Source organism: Persicitalea jodogahamensis (assembly GCF_014651615.1).
GTDB lineage: Bacteria > Bacteroidota > Bacteroidia > Cytophagales > Spirosomataceae > Persicitalea > Persicitalea jodogahamensis.
The window spans coordinates 1964137-1984353 of record NZ_BMXF01000001.1 but is presented as its reverse complement, the minus strand read 5'-3'; the positions used below and the strand labels follow the sequence as shown (position 1 = coordinate 1984353).

At 38.3% G+C, this 20217-nt stretch carries 18 protein-coding genes; all 18 read right to left on the bottom strand.

Annotated features, from left to right (window positions below; translation table 11 throughout):
• Positions 1–136 precede the first annotated feature (136 nt).
• The 18 genes from IE117_RS08145 to IE117_RS08065 all read right to left on the bottom strand — a co-directional run bounded on the left by IE117_RS08145 (position 137) and on the right by IE117_RS08065 (position 20109).
• Entirely contained in the window at positions 137–1150 is a 1014-nt protein-coding gene (locus IE117_RS08145; RefSeq protein ID WP_189563791.1) for a hypothetical protein, read from the bottom strand.
• A gap of 126 nt (positions 1151–1276) precedes the next feature.
• Positions 1277–2644 (bottom strand): sugar transferase, encoded by a 1368-nt coding sequence (locus IE117_RS08140; protein WP_189563790.1) that lies wholly within the window; start codon positions 2642–2644, stop codon positions 1277–1279.
• Between the two features lie 656 nt (positions 2645–3300).
• Complete coding sequence (locus tag IE117_RS08135) at positions 3301–4560, bottom strand: WcaI family glycosyltransferase (RefSeq protein WP_189563789.1); 1260 nt, start codon at positions 4558–4560, stop codon at positions 3301–3303.
• Positions 4561–4624: 64 nt separating this feature from the next.
• A complete protein-coding gene (locus IE117_RS08130) occupies positions 4625–5170 on the bottom strand; it encodes a putative colanic acid biosynthesis acetyltransferase (RefSeq protein ID WP_308439271.1) in 546 nt (181 codons plus the stop codon).
• 42 nt (positions 5171–5212) lie between these two features.
• A complete protein-coding gene (locus tag IE117_RS08125; RefSeq protein ID WP_189563788.1) occupies positions 5213–6400 on the bottom strand; it encodes a glycosyltransferase in 1188 nt (395 codons plus the stop codon).
• Positions 6401–6402: 2 nt separating this feature from the next.
• Entirely contained in the window at positions 6403–7578 is a 1176-nt protein-coding gene (locus IE117_RS08120; protein ID WP_189563787.1) for a glycosyltransferase family 4 protein, read from the bottom strand.
• 20 nt (positions 7579–7598) lie between these two features.
• Positions 7599–8849 (bottom strand): glycosyltransferase family 4 protein, encoded by a 1251-nt coding sequence (locus IE117_RS08115; protein WP_189563786.1) that lies wholly within the window; start codon positions 8847–8849, stop codon positions 7599–7601.
• A gap of 569 nt (positions 8850–9418) precedes the next feature.
• Positions 9419–9568 carry a transposase gene (locus IE117_RS26540; RefSeq protein ID WP_374757954.1) on the bottom strand — a complete coding sequence of 50 codons (150 nt, stop codon included), beginning with the start codon at positions 9566–9568 and terminating at the stop codon, positions 9419–9421.
• Positions 9569–10011: 443 nt separating this feature from the next.
• Positions 10012–10293 (bottom strand): helix-turn-helix domain-containing protein, encoded by a 282-nt coding sequence (locus tag IE117_RS08105; protein ID WP_189563784.1) that lies wholly within the window; start codon positions 10291–10293, stop codon positions 10012–10014.
• Between the two features lie 81 nt (positions 10294–10374).
• The gene (locus IE117_RS08100) at positions 10375–11403 is read right to left on the bottom strand and encodes a CgeB family protein (RefSeq protein WP_189563783.1); all 1029 of its coding nucleotides are present in this window, start codon (positions 11401–11403) and stop codon (positions 10375–10377) included.
• Positions 11375–12979, bottom strand: a complete 1605-nt coding sequence (locus IE117_RS08095; RefSeq protein ID WP_189563782.1) for a hypothetical protein — start codon at positions 12977–12979, stop codon at positions 11375–11377. The genes IE117_RS08100 and IE117_RS08095 overlap by 29 nt, the downstream gene beginning before the upstream one ends.
• A 582-nt stretch (positions 12980–13561) precedes the next feature.
• Positions 13562–13753: a helix-turn-helix domain-containing protein gene (locus IE117_RS26230; RefSeq protein WP_262893090.1), complete on the bottom strand. Its 192-nt coding sequence runs from the start codon at positions 13751–13753 to the stop codon at positions 13562–13564.
• A 3-nt stretch (positions 13754–13756) separates the two neighbouring features.
• Positions 13757–14032: a helix-turn-helix domain-containing protein gene (locus IE117_RS26225; protein WP_229580516.1), complete on the bottom strand. Its 276-nt coding sequence runs from the start codon at positions 14030–14032 to the stop codon at positions 13757–13759.
• Between the two features lie 195 nt (positions 14033–14227).
• Positions 14228–15208 (bottom strand): glycosyltransferase family 2 protein, encoded by a 981-nt coding sequence (locus tag IE117_RS08085; protein ID WP_189563781.1) that lies wholly within the window; start codon positions 15206–15208, stop codon positions 14228–14230.
• Positions 15209–15214: 6 nt separating this feature from the next.
• Positions 15215–16723, bottom strand: a complete 1509-nt coding sequence (locus IE117_RS08080; protein WP_189563780.1) for a lipopolysaccharide biosynthesis protein — start codon at positions 16721–16723, stop codon at positions 15215–15217.
• Positions 16724–16781: 58 nt separating this feature from the next.
• Positions 16782–17933, bottom strand: a complete 1152-nt coding sequence (locus tag IE117_RS08075; protein ID WP_189563779.1) for a glycosyltransferase family 4 protein — start codon at positions 17931–17933, stop codon at positions 16782–16784.
• Positions 17934–18012: 79 nt separating this feature from the next.
• Positions 18013–19044: a glycosyltransferase family 2 protein gene (locus tag IE117_RS08070; protein WP_189563778.1), complete on the bottom strand. Its 1032-nt coding sequence runs from the start codon at positions 19042–19044 to the stop codon at positions 18013–18015.
• A 42-nt stretch (positions 19045–19086) separates the two neighbouring features.
• Entirely contained in the window at positions 19087–20109 is a 1023-nt protein-coding gene (locus tag IE117_RS08065; protein ID WP_189563777.1) for an NAD-dependent epimerase/dehydratase family protein, read from the bottom strand.
• Between the last annotated feature and the right edge of the window lie 108 nt (positions 20110–20217).

Here is a 20217-nt window from a genome sequence, read left to right as displayed (position 1 = left end):
CACTAGAAAAATTCCGGTGCTAAGCTTCCTAAACCCGCAAACAATAATCGTATTACAAATAGCGATCATACGTACCCTTGGCTTGACTACACTTCTGTGCTCAAATCTTGCCGGGTCACACTACCAAAGCTGGTAATCATATGCCCTGTCCCTGCTGGTATTCGCAATTGGCGATGAAAATTGGAATTTGGGCAGCGGCAGCGGCAACGGCCGCATCGAAGTTATCCTGAATGGCATTACGGTTAGCATTAAGGGCTGAACTAGCAGCAACAATAGCGGCGATTTTTACCCGATCGCAATTCACCCGCGCCTGGGCTTCCAACTGATTGATTTGGTTGAGTTCCGCGTAGTATTGGACCGTTGCCAGGACAATATACAGATTCTTGAGGTAACTGGGGTAATTGCTGCTCTGGATAGTGGCGATGGCCTGATTGAGTCTTTGCTGAGCGGCAGCCCGTTCGGTGGCAAAAGAAACGCTACTCTTGCAAGCGGCGGCGGCAGCATTGGCCGCGGCAACGGCCTGTTGGTTGGCCAATAAGGCGGCAGCCAGCTGCTGGCTGCGCTGCTCACGTAATTGCGCCAGCGTGGCTTGGTAGGCATCCTGGGCCTGCTTTTTGCAGGAAGTGTTAGCAGCCGTGCGGGCGGTAGCATCTTCCTTTACCTCTTTTTCCACGACGGGCTTGATTTCCTGTACCGTTGGGAGAACCGGCTTAGTAAGATAAATCGATAGAGCTGGACTTGACTCTGCCCGCTCCACAACTCTTTTCATGTTGTCGGGCAGGGCACCACCTGCCATCAGATTCTTGACTACCTCAGGATTCACTTCTGAGAATAGCTTCATCTCGTCGGCAGACAAAGAACTGTTCAGCGCATCGACAGCCTTCTGAAATTCGGCGGGCAATTTACCGTTGGCACCAGTCATACCGTTTTTAAAGTCCAGAGAGACCGCCGCGGGCAGCAGCGCCGAAGGGGTCGTTACGACAGCCTGGGGCGTTACCAGATCGGCGTTGGGCATTTTAATAGCCGTAAAGCCTTTCAGTAAGTCCGCGTTGGGCGTGGTTGACAGTGGCTCGTCCAGCCGTTGGCAATTGAACAGAACCAGGGTAAGGGCTAGCCCGTACACGAGGGGAATTAGGTTGCGCTTTTTCATAATTAGATTGGTTGACTACGGATGTACAAAGGTTGACTACTGGAAAAGATTGAGTTAATTATATGATTATGGTAATGGAATTAAAAAAAAGAAGAATAGGTTACACTATTTAAACAAGGAGACAAATTATTTGCCGCGCCCCTCAACCATTACCTGCATCGTTTTCAAAATCAATTGCAGGTCATAGCGGATACTATATTTGCGAAGATAGCCGAGATCGTGACGCATTCGGGCCAAATTGAGCGTCAGCGAATCGGCATACCCAACGGTGAGCTGACCAATAGAGGTAACACCCGGCTTTACCGTGAGCAGCCGCTTGAATTGGGTAGGATCGGCCCGCATCAGCATATCCACATCGTAGCGGAAAAGCGGACGGGGACCTACCACCGACATTTCCCCCCGCATGACATTGATAAATTGCGGCAATTCGTCCAGTCGGGTTTTCCGAAGGATGCGGCCGATGGGCGTTACCCGAGGATCATAGTTGCCCTGCGAATGTTGCAGCCCCATTTTATCGGCATCGGTGTACATCGTCCTGAATTTGTAGATGTAGAAAAGTTGGCCCCAGCGTCCGGTCCGTTCCTGCTTAAAAAAGACGGGTCCCGGCGACAACAGCTTAACGAGTAAGGCCACCACCCCGAATACCGGAGCACCCAACACCATGACGACCGCCGAGAAAGCCAGATCGAACGTCCGCTTGGCCATTTCGTCCTGCTCGTTGACGTAAGGCTTGGTGGAAACCTCGATTACCGGAACGACATCATGCTCAACCATTTTGGCCTGACAAGGGAGAAAACCCCGGAAGTCAGGAACCAGGCGAACCTGCACCCGCTGCCGCTCTCCAAGGCCGATGATGCCCTGAATCTGCACTGGGGTCAGGGATTTCATGCAACAGTACAGATAATCGGCTTTGGTAGCTTCCAGCCGGTCTTCCAGTTGCGCAAATTCTTCTTCAAAAGCCTTTTCCGAGAACTCGAAGGTTCCCCGGTACTCCATCCCCAGATCTTTCCGGGCTTCGTAGCGATTTCGCAGTTCCTGGCTCATGTCACAATTCCCCACCATGATATAGCCGCTGCGGTTATGTCCTGCCTGCCGGAAACTCCGGAGTGCCTGCACCATCAGCATCCGCACCAAACTGCCCGACAGCACCAGATTCGCAATGGTCCAGAATAACACGAGACGAGAAACGCGCGCGCCGTACTTGGAAAAGAACAGCAGCGCCGCCACGATAAGTACCAAGAGAACGATCACTTTAAAGAACCTCCCCAGGAATTCCTGTACAGAAAGATCCAGGCGAGACAGCGGATAGGTTTGCAAAAAATAAGTGAGACCCAGCCACAAAAGGTTGAGCGCCATCTGCAAAATCAAATAAATATCATCAGCGGGCGGATACCCTAGCATTACGTAGGTGGACAGCCCAAACCCGAGATTCAGAAGAATGATGTCGATCCATAAGCTATAGGCAGCCAATCGACCCTGGTAGTACTGTTTCATAACGATATGGACTTAGAGGTGCAATTCTGTGGACTTGAGCTTTTCAATTGAATTGGTGTCTAAGGGACGTTTACACCGACAAACAAATGCATTTTAATCAGACTTTGCAAATTATTTTAACTGATTTTCCAAAAAATTATCAAGCGGTATTGAAATTTCATGTGCCAACATTATTTTCAATTGGATAAATCTAAATATCCGATTATCAACTAGTTGCATTAATCAAAGAAAAAATAAAAATGACATGCTCAGGACGGCCGCTTGCGGCAAGCCAATAAAAAAACACTTATCATAAGCTTATATGTAACTAAGTACTCAAATAAATTCAATCGCAACAATGTCCATGCCTCAGGTCGCTTACCCAGGGTAACACACCGGGATTGGCAGAGGGCCAGCGGATAGAGGATCAGTATCCTTACTCTTCCGAAGCTTTCAATAAAAGGTTTGTGTATAGTAGGATATTGCCGCTGGTGAGCTTCCCCCGTTGAGGATAAAAAATTCGGGGGCATCGTTAGACGAGTAAGTTCCGTTGTATGGCTACATAGGAGTTACGACATTCAAATGTAAACAGCCTGCATCGGAAAAACTAAGAAAAATTTCTATTTTTTTTTATTAGTGACATAAAATGCAAGTAATCCTCTCTATACTTCCAAAAACTACCCCATGGGATGAGCGTTTCTGACATCACGATCGGTGAGCCGCAAGAGTGACTCTTCCATTTTTGCTAAAATAGCCGTGCGGCCCAGCTGATTCTCGGCGTAGGTACGAGCATTCGACCGGTAGGCCGACAAATCAGTCGCCAACGCCTGTTCAATACCATGGCGCAGGGCCTCGGCCGATTCGGGGGCGACCAGGAGGCCCATATCGTGTTCCCGGATAATTTGGTACAACGATGTCCCGGGCAGGGCGGTCACGATGGCACAGCCGCCAGCGGCCAGGATGCCCGTCAGCTTGCTGGGCATCACCAGGTCCGAGGCCGCCTTTTTCTGCAAGACCAGGTGCAGGTCGGCCATCGCCAGCAGGGCAGACAGTTTCTCGTAGGGCTGCAAAGGAAAAAATCGTACATTGGTCAGGCACCGCTCCTGCACCAGCGCTTCCAGCCGCTCCCTGCCGCCCCCCGAGCCGACGAATACAAAAAGCAGATCGCGGTGGTGGGCCAACTGCGCGGCCACCTCCACCACCATTTCCAGCCCCTGCTTCTCCCCCGTGTTGCCCGCGTACAATACCACCTTCTTTTCCGACCCGATGCCGAGCTCGGTCCGCAGGGATTCCGCGCGGGGGATGGGCTTAATCTTTTCGGTATCGACCCAGTTGGGAATCATGAGTACTTTGTCGGCGGGGATTCCTTTCTCCACAATCTTCCTTCTCATGCCCGGACTAATGGTCGAAACCGCCGTACTGCCTCGCAGGATCAGCCGCTCGGCCCGGAACATCAGCGCCAGCAGCCGCTCGTTTCGGATCATGCCCAATTCTTTGGCGGCATCCACCTGCAGATCCTGCACGTGGGTCACCAGCTGACTCCCTCGCAGCCGGGCGTAGGCCAGGGCCAGAAAGCCCAGGTGAAAGGGCGGCGAAATACTAATCACCAGATCAAACTTCTTCTTGAACAGGAAACTGAGCCACCAGCGCAGGCTGCTGGCCAAGAACGAAAACTCGTGCAGGATGCGCCTGAGCGAAGTCACTTCTTTGGGTACGTACAATGGGCAGCGGTATACCCTCACCCCCTCCCTTTCTTCGCACTGCCATCCCTTTCCGGGGTAGGGTTCCTGCACCCGCCACTCGGGATAGTAGGGCATGGCGGTGATCACCGAGATCTCATGACCACGACCAGCCAGCCAAGCGGCCATCTCGCCAGTGTATTTGCCGATGCCCGCGAGTTCGGGGGCATAGTTGATGCCGTAGATGAGGATTCTCATGGCAAATGTATTCAAGGTACAGTTTTCAAGTATTCAACTTTTAGCCTAATTGGTACCTGCAGATTCAAGAAATCCGGTCACGAATAATTCTGACAGGAGAACCATTACATATTTTATTGGCAGGCAAAGATTTGAAAACAGAGGACCTTGCTCCCACTATGGTTCCTTCTCCTATCCTTACCCCCGGACCGACGAAAACGTCTGTGGCCAACCAACATTCATTCTCAATGTGAATAGGCTCAAAGAAAATTGGGAAATCAGAATTAGTATAGTCGTGTGATCCTGTACACAGATAACATTTTTGAGAAATGACAACATTTTCTCCAATTGTAATTGGTCCTAAACTATAAAGCACAGCATCATCCCCAATCCAACTATATTCACCAATCCTTACCTTCCAAGGAAATTGAGTACGCACTGTCGGGCGAATGATAACACCTCTCCCGATATCTGCTCCGAATGACCGTAACAGGAACCTGCGCCAACCGTACATGAATTGGGGAGAAGGGTTGAATAACAAAGATTGAACAATCCACCAAAACTGAACATACCACCCTTGGCGTCCTCTGAAATCTTTTGGCAATGAAAACCTCTTGAGGTCTTGTATCATCTGATATTTTCAAACGAATGCTGGAATTCCAAAAATGGGAAGCTATTGAAGTAATTCAAATTGAAGAATATCCCTCATTTTCCTAGCAGCTTGGTCGACGTTGTAATTTTCTTTGTAGACCTTTCGTGCATTATTCGACATTTCAAGTTTTTCTTTGGTTGAAATGCTTAACCATTGTATTAACATTTTTTTTGTACCTTCCTGATTATCGTCAGCAACTAGGCCTCCGCCCCCTTTTGCGATTTCCCTGCAAATATTAACTTGATTTGAAATCAACACTGGCTTACCACAGGCTAAAGCTTCCACTACTGCGATTCCAAAATTTTCCTGATGACTCGGTAAAATGAAAGCATCGCAATTATAGAAAGCGCCCCACTTATCATCACCTGTAAGCATTCCCGGAAAAAGTATATTACCATCTTCAGCAGCCATTTCCAGCATTTTCATACCGTAGTCAGTCTCTCTGCCTGGTCCCGCTATTACGAGCTTCGGTAGTATGTACCCCTGCTCTTTCAAACTAAGATAGGATGAAATGAGCACATCAACACCTTTTTTTACATCGATTCGGCTCAAAAATAGTAAATAGCTTTCCTCCTTTAACGATGGGCATATAGTTCTAAACGCACTATACATATTGGTAGTTTCTTCGGGTGGAGGTAAGATCCCGTAACCTACATTTAGTTCCTTTTTGGGGCGATAGGGGCTGAAAGGTTCTCGAGCCAGCAATAATTCTTCCTCGCAGGTAAACAGTACACCATCCGCATAGTTTATTACCTTTCCCTCGATTAGCTTCCAGTAAATAATATTTCGAAGCGCCTTGAGCTTTCTCCCCGCCGCCCTTTGAAACCAGGGATCTAACATGCCATGTGGCATCACAAAGACAAGTGGGTTTGTTTTCTTGTCTTTTTTTTGAAAGTATTTTCTCATCGAGCGGTAAACTGCATAACTCGGGTATACCCAAAGCCCATGAATAATGACCACATCGAAGCGCTTAAAGTTGGTAAGCAGCCATGAAAACAGGGCAGGATTATATCTCCATGGCCCGCGCCCCTCTCCAAGGGCATGAACGGGGAATGTATCTCCCCAACTCAAAGCCTGGGTAGGATTATCGAGACACACTACCTCATTATGCACCCCCAATTGTTCCATCGCAGGAACAGAATTACGAATACCCTGACAGGGGCCACCAATCGTGGGGTTCATACTTGGAATCACTCTGAGAACTTTCATTTTTAATTAGTAACAGATCTATAAATATTCTCAATTTTATCCAATGAGGACTCACATTCGAATCGTTTAGCGTTTTCCAAACCACTTGCGATTAGGAATTTTCTTTGACTTTGGTTTAAAGAAAGCAAACGATCAATTACATGTGCACCTTGCAAAGTCCAATCGCTCAATTTATCATCTTCAAATGGACGTCGATTAATATAGAAAGCCGCATCACCAGCAACCTCAGTCATTGGGGCTTCGTTTGTCGTAATCACAGGAATCCCACATGCCATTGCTTCCACAATGGGCCAGCCAAATCCCTCAGCCAGTGAAGGGAATAATAATAAAGCAGCACTTTGATAGGAAAGTAAAACGAAATTATCTGATCTATTAGTTAAAAAATAAATATCACTTTGAAATTTAGAATTTTCCTTAGCATTTAGCAGAGATTTTGATGGGTTAGGGCCAACCATTAACAGTGGCAGTTTAAAACAAGATAGATGCCTCCATGCATCATATAATTCTACAACTCCAATTCTGTTTTTATACCACTGATTCCCCCCTACATGTAAAATAAATCCATTTGATAAATCTAAATTTAGTATTGAGGAAATCTTTTTACGGGCAAAGAGAGAGTCAGTGGGTGAAAAGTGACCTACTAAACCATTATAAACTATATCAGAAATACTAGGTTTAAAATCTAAAATGCGATATAAATCAGACCGTGTCTTTTTCGAAATACAAATAAAATTTTTTCCGTTTCGCAAACCCATTTTTATGTATCTTTGATAAATTTTTCCACTAAAGGAAGTAGGGTTTTCCAAAATCATACCAGCGGCACTAAATTGGGCAAGAAAATCGTGACAATGAATTATATGATGGAATTTCTTGGTTAAGGGAACCCATGGCCCTAATGCATTATCAGTAAAAACAAATAGAATATCTTTTTGATTATTATTCAATCTTAGTTCAACTAATCTCAGTCTAACCTCTATAGGAAAAATAATATATTGATCGATATAACCCATCCATTTTTTTAAAGATAAAGGAACTGGAAGAGAATAAAACCGAGGATATGCTGTCCAAACCTTTACACTATGACCTCGTGAAAGCATACCATTGTAAAGCCAGTTTGCATATCGCGGCATACTTTGTGAAGAAAGAAATGGAGGATGAGCAAAAAAAATAATATTCATTAAATAAAATTCAAAATTTATCAGTCAGCAAAATAGTTCAAAATATTACTATAAATTGAATCTGTCGAAGACTCTAACGAATAATATTTCAGTCTTGAATATGCCCAGGAATAATCCCTTTCAAAAAAGGATAAGGAGGTAATTTTAGATGCCAAGTCTATTGCATCACCCTCATTGAACACTCTGAATCTTTCCCATGATTTAAAGTCGACGTTACAACCGACTGCATCACTTGTGATTACGCTACAACCTGCCTGCATTGCTTCGTTAACAACCAACCCCCATGTCTCACCCCTTTTTCGAGAAGGCAAGACCAGAATATCTAAGTTCAAATAGTGGGCAGGTAGTTCGGACTGATTTACAAAACCTGCAAAATGCGCCCTTATGCCATATAGATTTTGAATTTCAACCGCTTTAGACTTTAATTCATCTTCCATTTCACCACTACCTATAAAATAAATGTGAACCTTTCGTTGAATTTCAAATGGTAGATATCGAATAGCATCAAATAAAATATCAGGTCTTTTTTTTGAAATTAATTTTCCCGAAAAGCCAATAACCAAATCTGACAATGAAATATTCAAATTTTCACGTAAATTATTTCTAAGAAATTCTTTATCAAAGTTTGAAAAGGCCTTAAAACGATCAATAGTAAAGTAATTAGCTGGGAAAAGCATATTTTCAGAAACACCGTGCTTTAAATAATGCTGTTTATTTAATTCTCCAATATAAAATATTAAGCTAAATCTTTTATAAATTGTTTTATATAAAATAGTCCTGAAAAAAGATTTTACAATAGAGCGCTCAACCGCTTCGTCCTGAGTCTCACATCTAAGACATACAGGAATTCTCCAAATAAATGCCAAAATAAGCGCAGTAAAATCAAATCTGTAATTCATTCCAGTTAAGAATATCATATCAGGTTTAATAGAACGCAAAATGCTATTTATTCCTTTTCCTGTTAATGAATTCCATCCTGACAACGGCTTTCCATTGTCAGAATGTAAAATAATGCTACTATATCCATTCAATAATGGCAAATCCCATGATATTTTTTTATTAAAGCCAGAATCAAGATATCCATCAACAGAACAAGAAGATGCATAAATAACCGTAAAATCGCTACCAAATTTTTTAGCGAGACTTTCCCAAAGTGGAACTCTGTATTGTACAGGATGAGAATCAAAGACAATTAACTTCAAAATTATAAATCGTATAAATATTGCGGTAAAAAAATTTATTGGATATTCATTGTGATTATTTTTATTCAAAAAAATTAAATACTTTTGAGTAAAAACATAAATATCTTAAAAAAGGAATGTGATTCAATATAGCAAACATCGTCTAGTGGTTAAGCTCAAATGAGGAAAAATTTATCTGATAGACTATTGGCTAAAATCTTCTAATAATCTAATTCATGCGAAAACTTAAAATTTTAATATCTAAGATTCCACAAATTACTTACTAATGAACATTTTAAATATAAATATCTAAGATCAAAAATATTAATCCTTTAAAAGAGAACATCTTTTATAAATATTTGTAAAAGATATAAAAATCATAGTAATTAGAAAATAGTTAACGCGAATAAGCAAAATATATCGATATATTAAACTATTACAGATAAGATTTTTTTACAAATGAAAATCTCAATACGAAGAGTAGTTTAGTTTTAATAAATAAAGCTACATTAACTTATCGATGAGTGGGTTACTTTGTAAAATAGGTACATCCTTTTTGTAAAAGAAAGAAATGTGCAAATCCGCATCTTCCCTTAGCTTTCCAATCTTATTCACTACGGCTTTCACCAGATACTAAAAATCAAAGAACACTTAGTTTTTCAATTCCTTTTTACACTGGTCCCAAGCAATTCCACTGGATTCAATTCTGGATTATAACCCGGCAGTGCAACCAGATGCACTCTCCCCGATCTGCTTGCTAGAAAATCCTTAACTGCCTGGCTGTAATGAATATTGGCTCCATCCCACATAACCAGCAAGTTTTTGCTGCGGTACCTGCGGCAGGGGTACTGCAAAAACCAGCTATGCCTTCACCTTTAAAGCTTCGCTCTTTCCCCCCAACATACTATCGACCGTTGGGTGACAAGGCGCAATCAGACTTAGGTGCTCCTCGCCTGCCTTCTCCTTGATAACGGGTGTTTGCACCCCGAGGCGCCAAGGTTCGGCAGAGGAAAGGCACCAGATAGCAGGCGGCTTCGTCAGCAAAAAGGATAACACTGTTCTCATCCTCAGCTTTTTTTATTCCTGAAGCGTCTCCTCTCACCACCGCTATGCATTCCACGGGTCTTGATGGCGAGCCCTCCTAAACGGTTTTTGCAGTCTCCACCCCAACCTTTTGAGGAGGCCGCACCTGGGTTGGGTTATAGCTTGCGCCGAACAGCCTTTCAATCACCCAGTACACCCGTTGACGAGTTCAGACCTCTCCGCCAAACCCGTGGTGCTGGGCTCCAAATTCAAGTTCCTCCATCAGCCTTTCTAACTGATCGGCGGTCAAACGGGGCGGAGCACCGGTGGTCTTGCGGGCAACAAGCCCCTGCGCGCCTAAATCCCAGTATTTCCTCAACGTCTGGCTGACCCAGCCCTCGGCCAGGCCAAGCGCGACCGATATGTCCTTCTGACGCCAGTCGGCATCTTTCAACTCTACACTACGCTTGCAGAAGGCTTCGCAATCAAATAGTTTGTATTTTGTTCTCATGAATACTAGTTACAAACTTCATGCGTTTATACAATGATAAATAATCTAACTTGCAGAAATTCTTGTATACAACAAGATGAATTATAAAATATTATTAAGTATAGCTTTGCAAATATCCTCATTACCAACTTTCAAATCTCTGACTCTTTTCATACCTGCTATCCGTACTTTTTCTATGAGATCATGATCAGATAACAATTTAATTAATATACTTGCACACTCTTCTTTATTGGACCAAAAGAAAGCCTCATTCCCATCTAAGTACATTTTCTCATGTTCAGGTGTTCGCTCTGCAACAAATAAGCTTCCTATAAAAGGAATTTCAACTGATCTTCTCGTATATAAATCACGATTACCTTTAGACAAAAATCCTAAACATATTTTAGATCCCTGTATGCCAGAAACATAATCTTGGTTATATATAGCAGGTCCTTTTATATAATTTTTTAATTTGTCATAATATTTACTTTTATTCCAATGATCACCGTATATAGTAACAGGAATTTTTTTTTCAATTAAATACAGTAGAAACTCATCTCTTTTTTCATAACGCATCCAAGTACCAATAAATGAGACATATGAAGTATTCGATCTTTTAATAAATGATTCTGGTTTATGGTATACCTCGTCATAAGACATAGATACTCTTATAACATTTTTTGCACCTAAGTTATAGTATTCAATAATGTTGATATCTCTAACTACTGCACACAGATCGTAAAAAGGAATGGATTTCTTCAAAGCTCTAAAACGATTACCATCTCGCCCTCCACACGGATCGTCATTATTATACAATATTACTGGACAACCTTTCGCCCTTAATGCGATCAAGCATGATGGTCCGAAAAACTCTCCATTATTCACCCAAATCAAATCTATATTACCGGAAATGGCTAGAATATTTTCTATCCACTTTTTGATTACTTTTTGAAGAAAAAAGTATCCAGTATGATAGTGAAAAAAATTAAATAGTGAAAAATAAAAAAAAATATTTAGCTTTTGTCTTGGATTATAAATAATTGCGTCATATCCTAGCCTTTTAAGAGCCTCAAACCTGTGACGAGATGTTGAGCTTAATTTATCATCTCCTATGTAAAGGATTTTTTTCATTTTTTAGGAAAAAAAATGTATCTAAAATTTTTGAAAAATGGAATATTAGCCAATATAACAAAATACCTTGTATCCATCCTCTAAATAAGAATTGAAAAATATACAACACATTTTCAAAATTGATGTACAAGAAAATATTTGATAATGAAAGCAGACCTAAGAAACTAAATGTCATTTTAGAGGAGTCGCGTTTTAAATAGAAGATATCCCAAAGAAAATATACTGGAATAATTAATATAAACAAAAAAAGGAGATACCACCATCCAAATGATGCCATACCAAAACCCGCAAAATGGCCAACTCGGAACGAACCTAAAGCATTTGTCTCACCACTACGCTGAAATAAAAAATCACCTGATGAAAATGAAAGCAATTTTGATTTATTTATATCCAAATTAAGAATATTTATCAATGGATTAGGCAGAATCGCGAGTGGTCTTTCTATTGCATAGGCAGTAATTTTTGGATCAATATACCCCATCTTTTCTGCCAAATTTAAACTTAAATCATTAAATTTCAAATTACAAAATCTCGATAAAAAAATATTATCAAGATAATATTCATCCCACTTAGTGGCATTTTTGTCATTATTCCCCTTTTTATTTTCATTATATTCAAATATAGCTTTTTTGTCAGAAAATTTATCTAGTGTATTTAACAATAACTCAGTTCTGTCACTATCATTTCTTTGATTCCTTACAATTAGCATTGCAGTGGCTATATCAGATAATGGGCTAATCAATAACCACAATAGCACAGTGCTTAAAACTATATTTTTCGCATTAATTATTCTCGACGAGAATACTGAGAGTAAAAGACCAATAAAGTACCCAAATCCTAATGCTGTAAAACCAAACATAAAGGCACCTCTACTGTTTCTGCCCAAGCTTACTAAAAAAAGTAAAATTGCAAATGCAACTAAGAAAATAATTTTTTTAGTTGTTATATTTAAATTCCTTCCATATAATTTACTAAATAACAAATAGAAAGGTGCATATGTAAATATAGTAATTGCCTGAATGAATTTGTCTGAGACACCATCGATTTCTGAATTATTTGATGGTGAATAATAGTAAATATAAAACATAGAAATGAGTCCTACATAACCCATAATCCATACCTGAATATTTGTTGGAGGCGTGAAGAGATTTAATTTTACTAATTTAAATTGCGTATTTTTAAATAGTTTTGTACTCCCTAAAATCTTACGATATATTTTGTGTGCTATAATTAGAATAATTAGACAAATGATAGAGTGAATAAATACCAAATTAGGAACTATTAAATTATTTGTTACTTCATGGCCTTCTATCGTTGTAAATAATAGTGGAAAATAGAATTGAGTTAAACTATATCCTAAAAGCATAAAACAAGAGATTGGGTATTGATTAAAAATAATTATATCTAGAATATAATATAATGTGATTATCCATGCAAATAATATTATTACTATCGCTAAAAAATTATCGAATCTAGGCCAAATTCCTAATTGAATAAAGCTCACAATTAACAATATAGGCCATGAAAATCTTTTAAAATTATATAAAAAAACTGGTTTCAGTATTTGAATTTTCATTATATATTTTAATTATTGATTAGTGAATTAGTCTATAAAGAACGCTACCTCCTTTTTGCGGAAGAAAGAAGTTAGAAGCTCCGCATCATTCCGTATTTCCTTGACTTTCCTCACCACTCCCTCTACCAAACCCTTCAAATTCAGGAACACCTGATTTTTCAGTTCCCTCTTCAATTGGCTCCACAGGAGCTGCACGGGGTTCAACCGCGGTGGCGGACCACTCCTGGCTATATCCTGGTAAGGCAACCAGGTGCACCCGACCTGGCTTCCTGGCCAGAAATGCCTTAACAGCCCAGCTGCGATGAATCGTGGCCCCATACGATTATCAGATCTTCGCTGCGGTACCTGCGGCACAGGTATTCCAGAAAGTAAACTACCGTTTCACTATCATGCCCACTGAGGTATAAACGGCCATTGGGAGTCAAGGCGGCGATCAGACTCAGTTGTTCTTTTCCCGCCTTCTCTTCGATGACCGGCGTCTACCCTCAAGGTGCCCAAGTACGGCTCAGGAAAGGCAGCAGATAGCAGACGGTCCGCCGCGCGGCTGTTTCATCAATGTATAGGATAACCCTGTTCTCATCCTCAGCTTTTTTTTTGTCCTGGAAGTACCTCATCCCGACAATGCTCGACCTTTTGCTTATCTTGCTGTCGAGCTTTCTTGACAGGCTTCTGTAAGCTCCATCCCAGCTTTTTCAGGATAAGGCCCACTTGGGTCGGGTCATAGCTCACATCGAATATTCTTTCAATCAACGAATTAACTCGCTGTCGGGTCAATATCTATCCCTTATACCCGTGGTACTGTGCTCCCCTTTTAGGTTCCTCCACTAGCTTTTCCAATTGATCGGTAGTCATTCGAGGCAGGGCACCGGTGGCTTTCCAGGCCAAAGGCCCCTGAGCGCCTGACTCTCGGTACTTCTTTAAAGTTTGGCTGACCCAGCCTTCGGTCAGGCCAAGCGCGGTCGATATGTCCTTCTTACGCCAGTCAGCTTCTTTCATCTCTGCGCAGCACTTCCGGAAAGCTTCGTAGTCGGTAAGCTTATATTTCGCTATCATTCTTGCAAAATACAAACCTAATACATTTATTCACTAATCAATAATTCGGTAAGGTATTTAAACTTTTTGGTTTTAAAAAAGCTAAGAAAAATAGTGGAATATAAAAAATACGAAAAAGAATAGATTAGATTTTTAAAATTTAAATCATTCAAATTTTAAAAATTATTAACAGTATTATACCAAAAAAGGATGCAACTATTTTAAATAATATTTAATCAAATTTTTTGCAGTGTATACTCTTCCAACTCGCCCTCCTATAGAAATAATAAAAATAAATATTCTCAGAAACTTTGGAAACAAAAATGAAACAGTTTTCGTGTTTTTGCTTAGAGATTTTAAATAGTTAACGTTTCCATTTACTAAGCATTTTAATCCAGTGTCCTTTTCAGCACAATAATAGCACAAGGTTCCATGAAGTTTAAATATAAACAAGGAGCTATCACTAATTATATTGTTGTACAACCGATTGATAATTGGGAATCTTTGAGAAATTAATTCGCCATTTTTATTCAAAAAATTAGATGCCGCATCTGAATGCCGTCTAATAAAAGTAATATTCTCACTTACAAGACCAAAATGATACAACTTACAAGCTCTTATCCAAAATTCAAAATCTCCAGCATAAGGTATGCTTGGATTAAACCATCCACAATTTTTAATTATTCCAGTTCGCGCAGATATATTTGAAAGGTTCCCTGGTATATTACCAAATACATAAAAGAAAAGATCGGAATTAGAATTGGTAATTATCTTTGGTAATACAGTACTCTCAAACCCAATTAGACCCTTAACATTAGATGGACAATGGTTGAATCTTACAAAGCCGATATTGTTTTGAGCTGTTCTCCAATATTCAAGGATTAAATCCAAAGCATTCGTAGTGTTAAAATAGTCATCTTGGCATAAAATTTGAGAAAATGGTGCCGTACTTTTAGAAAATAAAAAATTCAAATTACCAAAAATACCTAAATTACTTTTTTGAAAGTAAACCTTAATTCTTTTATCACTAATTTCTTTCAGATATTGACGTGATTCATCTGTAGAACCGTCGTCACTAATCAATAATTCCCAATTTTGAAGTTTTTGATTTAAGATAGAACTTATACATTCAACTATAAATGGCATACCATTCCATACGGGTGTAATTATTGAAATTTGAGGACCTATCGTTTCCATTTTAATTTATTTATTTATCATTCCCCTCAACTTGATTAAGATTAACTTTGGCAAATTCATACAAAAATAAATACTGTTCAATAATAAGATTATTATTGAAATCAAGACAATTGGGACTACATAATCTGAAAATCTAGAAAGACAAATCGTAGCTATCCCAGCAGTCAGTATCGAGAAACTAGAAATTAAAGAAGTTTTAATTGGCCATTTTAAACCATTATTTAAAAGCCATCTTTTTGCTACAATTTTATAGCCTTGGGTAGCTACTAACTCGGAAATTAATAGTGCCACACCTGCGCCAGGAAGTCCAAGGTAAGGTACTAAAATAAAAAGTAAAATAAATAATGCTGATACCGCAACTATGGATATAAACAATTGAGGCCTCAATATATTATTACCTCTAATAATCGCCATTGCTGGTTGTGATTGCGCATATACCAAAACACCTAGCGACAAAGTAGCCAGTAGATATGGGTCATAAGCTATTTCATTTTTCACCCAAATTTTATACAATTCAGGAGCTATTGCTTGCAAAATAACAATACCAGGAGCTAACAGCACAATAACAACAATCCAAATAGCTGCAAATGATGCATCTATTTTTATTTGGTCCCTTCTATGTAGAAAGTTCATTAACTCAGGCAGTAATGGATTTGTTATTGTTCCTAGGCCTTGTAATGCAACGTTTGAACCAGTTCTAATTGTAGAAAAAGTAGCGATCCCAACAGCACCAACTAATGGTGTAAGAACTAATCGAACACCCTGCTGACGGAAATTCTCTAGTAAGTCTTTCACGGAAAGTATTAGGGATGCTACAAAGGTTTTCCAACCAAGTTGCAAAGAAGGAATTATATAGTAAACCTTCTCTTTTTTGAGTAATCTAATCATATCAATGTATAGAGGTATATTATAAATTAATGTTACAACAGCAGATACTAAGCCAGTAACAAACAATCCGTAACCCAACAGTACTGAAATAATAGGTGAAGTAGTAGTAACAATCGATGAAACTACTCCCCACCAAGACATTCGAGGATAGTAACCATAAACAGCCAATGCTCGGCCCATAATTGAACTTATACTTCCACTAATTAGCCACGAAATACTTTGCGAAAGTAGTACATAACCCGCAATCCTCACCGTATGTGTATCAATACCATTTACTCCTCCAAAAATCAAATTCAAACTTCCCGTCGCGAATAAAAGCAAAATCACAATAATCTGAACGAAGCCAAGTAATACTCCAACTAATGATCCAGACCACAAAAATCTTCTAAGTTCCAATATGTTTTCCCTACCACAACGTAAAAATTCGAAACCTAAATAATTTTGATAACCTTTGTCAAGAGTTGACAGAATAGATATCATAGATTGAATTGCTAACCAAACACCATATGTGCTAACTTCCCAATGGGTCAAATATATAGGCACAAAGGCCAGTTGACTGATGAGCGTTATAACTATACGGGCCCAAGATGCGGCACTGCCAGAAATAATTCTGTTTGTAGATGACATTAGATCAATACATATTCAAATTAAATATGTAATTTATTTATTCTTAAAAAACTTAGGATTATAGTTTGCTAATTAAATTTTTGAAACAATTGCCATATGTATTCCAGCCCCCAAGCTTTTCAACCCTCAATATTGCAGCATTAGACATACTTTCATATATCATTTTATCAGCAGCCAAAATTTCAAACTTTTCTAAAATCGCATCAGCAGACCTTATGGGTACAATAAACCCTTCAACCTCGTCATTTACAAGATCGTGTGCACCAGTGTTAGTAGAAGCAATGACAGGACAACCACAGGCCAATGCTTCTCCAATTACCATTGCTAATCCTTCCTCAATACTGGAAAGGACAAATACATGAGCTGTACTGTAAAATTCGGATAATTTTGAGTTAGGCACAGTGCCCAAAAATTTAACATGAGTAAGGTTTCGGTTTTTGATCAGATATCTTACCTCATTTTCTAGATTCCCAATTACTATAAATTCTTTCAAAGGATGCTTAAAATTTTGAAATGCCTCTAGTGCGTATAAGAACCCTTTCCGTATACTCACATTACCAACCCACAAAATTCGAAATTTATCAGAAGGGGTTTTAAGTAACTTTTTAAATCTTTCAAGATTTGCCCCATAAGGTATTTTGTTGAGTTTTGTTGCAGGAACTCCCATAGAAATAAATGATTGCTTCACAAATTCCGAAGGAACTGTAATCTGATTTGAAGCGTCATATTCTTTCTCTTCCTTTTCAATGACCCGAGGATCAATGCCTTTGAATTTATAACCCCATATTCTGTATTCTTCTTCTAAAATTTCATTTTGAAATCTAATATGAGAAGATCCTCTATCACATATATATTTTCCACCTAAAATTTGGTTCTTTAATCCTGAAGATAAACCACTTCCAGATAAAGCAATTAGAATCGTGGGATGTGATATATTTCTAGATACAAATTTATCTAACGACTGTTTATCGATCCATTCCCACTCTTTGTTCAACCATGAAAACCTATTTAGGTAAATAGCTCCTCTTTTCATATATGGAGCATGAATCCATGGAAACGTTTTTATTCTAGAATTGGGTATGCCAAATTCATTTTTCAATTTAAATTTAGGATAACCAGTATAAATTGTTTGAAGTAAATCAAATCTTTCCAACTGTCTTGCTAAATGGAAGTGATGGAATCTACCAATAGAAATCTGTGTAACTTTCATAATCTATCTTTCATGTTAATGAAGGCATTCTACAATATTGTTATCTGAATTTTAATATCAAATAATTGGCAATCTAAAATTAAGAGTTAAAATAGTAAATAGATTTTAATCTAAATCTTGATTTAATGATCAGGATTTTTATTTTGACTACCCAAGAGTATGTAATAATAAAAAATTCTCTAAGAATTGAAAGAATTAAGGGAGGATATTTAATATCTTCGCGATAAATATTACCCAAATCAGCATTGATGGAGCTATAATCCACATACCAAATATCTTCCATCCAAAACATTTTTGTACCAAATTTTTTAAATTCAAATAAAATTCGCTTATTATAGTTATTTTGTTCAGTAGAGCGAATTTTTTTTATAAAAAATCCTATTTTCTCATAATCGGAAATATAATTTTCTGGAATATTCTTAAGAAAATTGGAATAACGAATTTTTTGAAAAGTCCTTGAATATTTTCGATATCTTATTCGTAATGTGCTACTCTTATTAATATTTTCTAATATTGAATATAGCCTTTGTCTTGATTGATATTCACTTTTCCTTATCATAGCAAGATGTAAAAAAGAAATAGATTCTACATTATATTCATTTCTACCAGGTGGTACGCGAGGACTATGAAATTTTTGTCCAGCATGTGGCATACCATCGTCCATATATCCAATCAAAAAATAATTCGAATAATTTAAGTAAGTTTCTCCACCTGGCAGCACATCAGGCTTTTTAAAAAGTAATCTTGTCCCCTCATCTAACTGACTAATATAGTTCCATTCAGGAGATTCAATACAACTTAAAGGAATAATTTCATCCGCGTCTAGTGCTAAAAGAATTTTTTTTCCTTCAATTATGCTTCTAGCTTTTTCAATTAGAATATTTTGCCTATAATACTCATTGTAATCCTCTTTAAGATTCTTTAAGTATATAACTTTTGGGTATTTATTAAGTATCGCATACGAATTATCATCTGAGTTTTGATCTATTATTATAATATAGTCAGCTAAAAGAGATGTTATTCTAAGAAATGTATCTAAAATCCAATCCTCATTCTTAATTGGAGTTAAGACAATAATGGGAATATTATTAATCATATTTACCTCATTCATTATTTATATAATCATGAATATTTTAAGCATAAATTAAAAATGCTACTCTTGAAATATATTTTTGTGATACTCTTTATACCAATCCGCAAAATGTATAATCCCATTACTTAATGTGTATTGGGGAGTATAATTAATGTAATTACTTAAGGTCTCATTATTTGCCCAAGTTTTTGCTACATCTCCTGGCTGCATCGGTAAAAAAATTTTTATAGCTGATTTTCCCAGCCTTTTCTCTAATTCCTCGATAAATTCGAGAAGATTTATTGGAGTTCCATTTCCAATATTAAATATTCGATAGTTTGAGTCACTTTCAAATTTTGTTAGACAAGCTCGTTGCGTCCCAATTGCGATATCATCTACATAAGTAAAATCTCTCTCCATTTCTCCATTATTAAAAACATTTATAGGCTTATGGTTCAGGATTGCCTTTGCAAATATCATTGGTGCCATATCTGGTCGCCCCCATGGGCCATATACTGTAAAAAACCTTAAACAAGTTATTGGAATACCATAAAGATGACTATATGCATGAGCCATTAACTCATTACTTTTTTTGGTAACAGCATAGAGACTCATCGGAGAATCAACTTTATCATCTTCAGAGAAGGGAATCTTTGCATTTGAACCATAAACAGATGAGGAAGATGCATGTACCAAATGTTTAGGTGGAAAATACCTACAGGCTTCTAGTATATAATGAAAACCAACAATGTTTGATTGCATATAAACATCAGGGTTTTCAATTGAGTATCTAACCCCTGCTTGCGCTGCTAAATTTATTACATAATCAAATGATTCATCTTGAAATAAACTAAATAATTGTTGTTTATCTTCCAAATTCATTCGTATAAAACGATAATTTATACTAGAAACACTTTTTATTATTTGGTACCATTTTATTTTATCTCTTAAAATGCCCAATTCACCAAGCCGTAAATACTTAAGACGAGGTGAATAATAATCATTTATATTATCAAGACCAACTACCTCGAATCCTAAATCTAAGAATTTTTTTACAACATGATAGCCAATAAAACCAGCACTCCCTGTAATTAGTATTTTCATTATCTTATTTTTTGTTAAATATTTTCAAATTATTATTTAATTATTTAAATAAATATAATCAGTGTCTGCCTTTCAAAACTCATCCCCTTTGTGTTTTTTAACAAAATT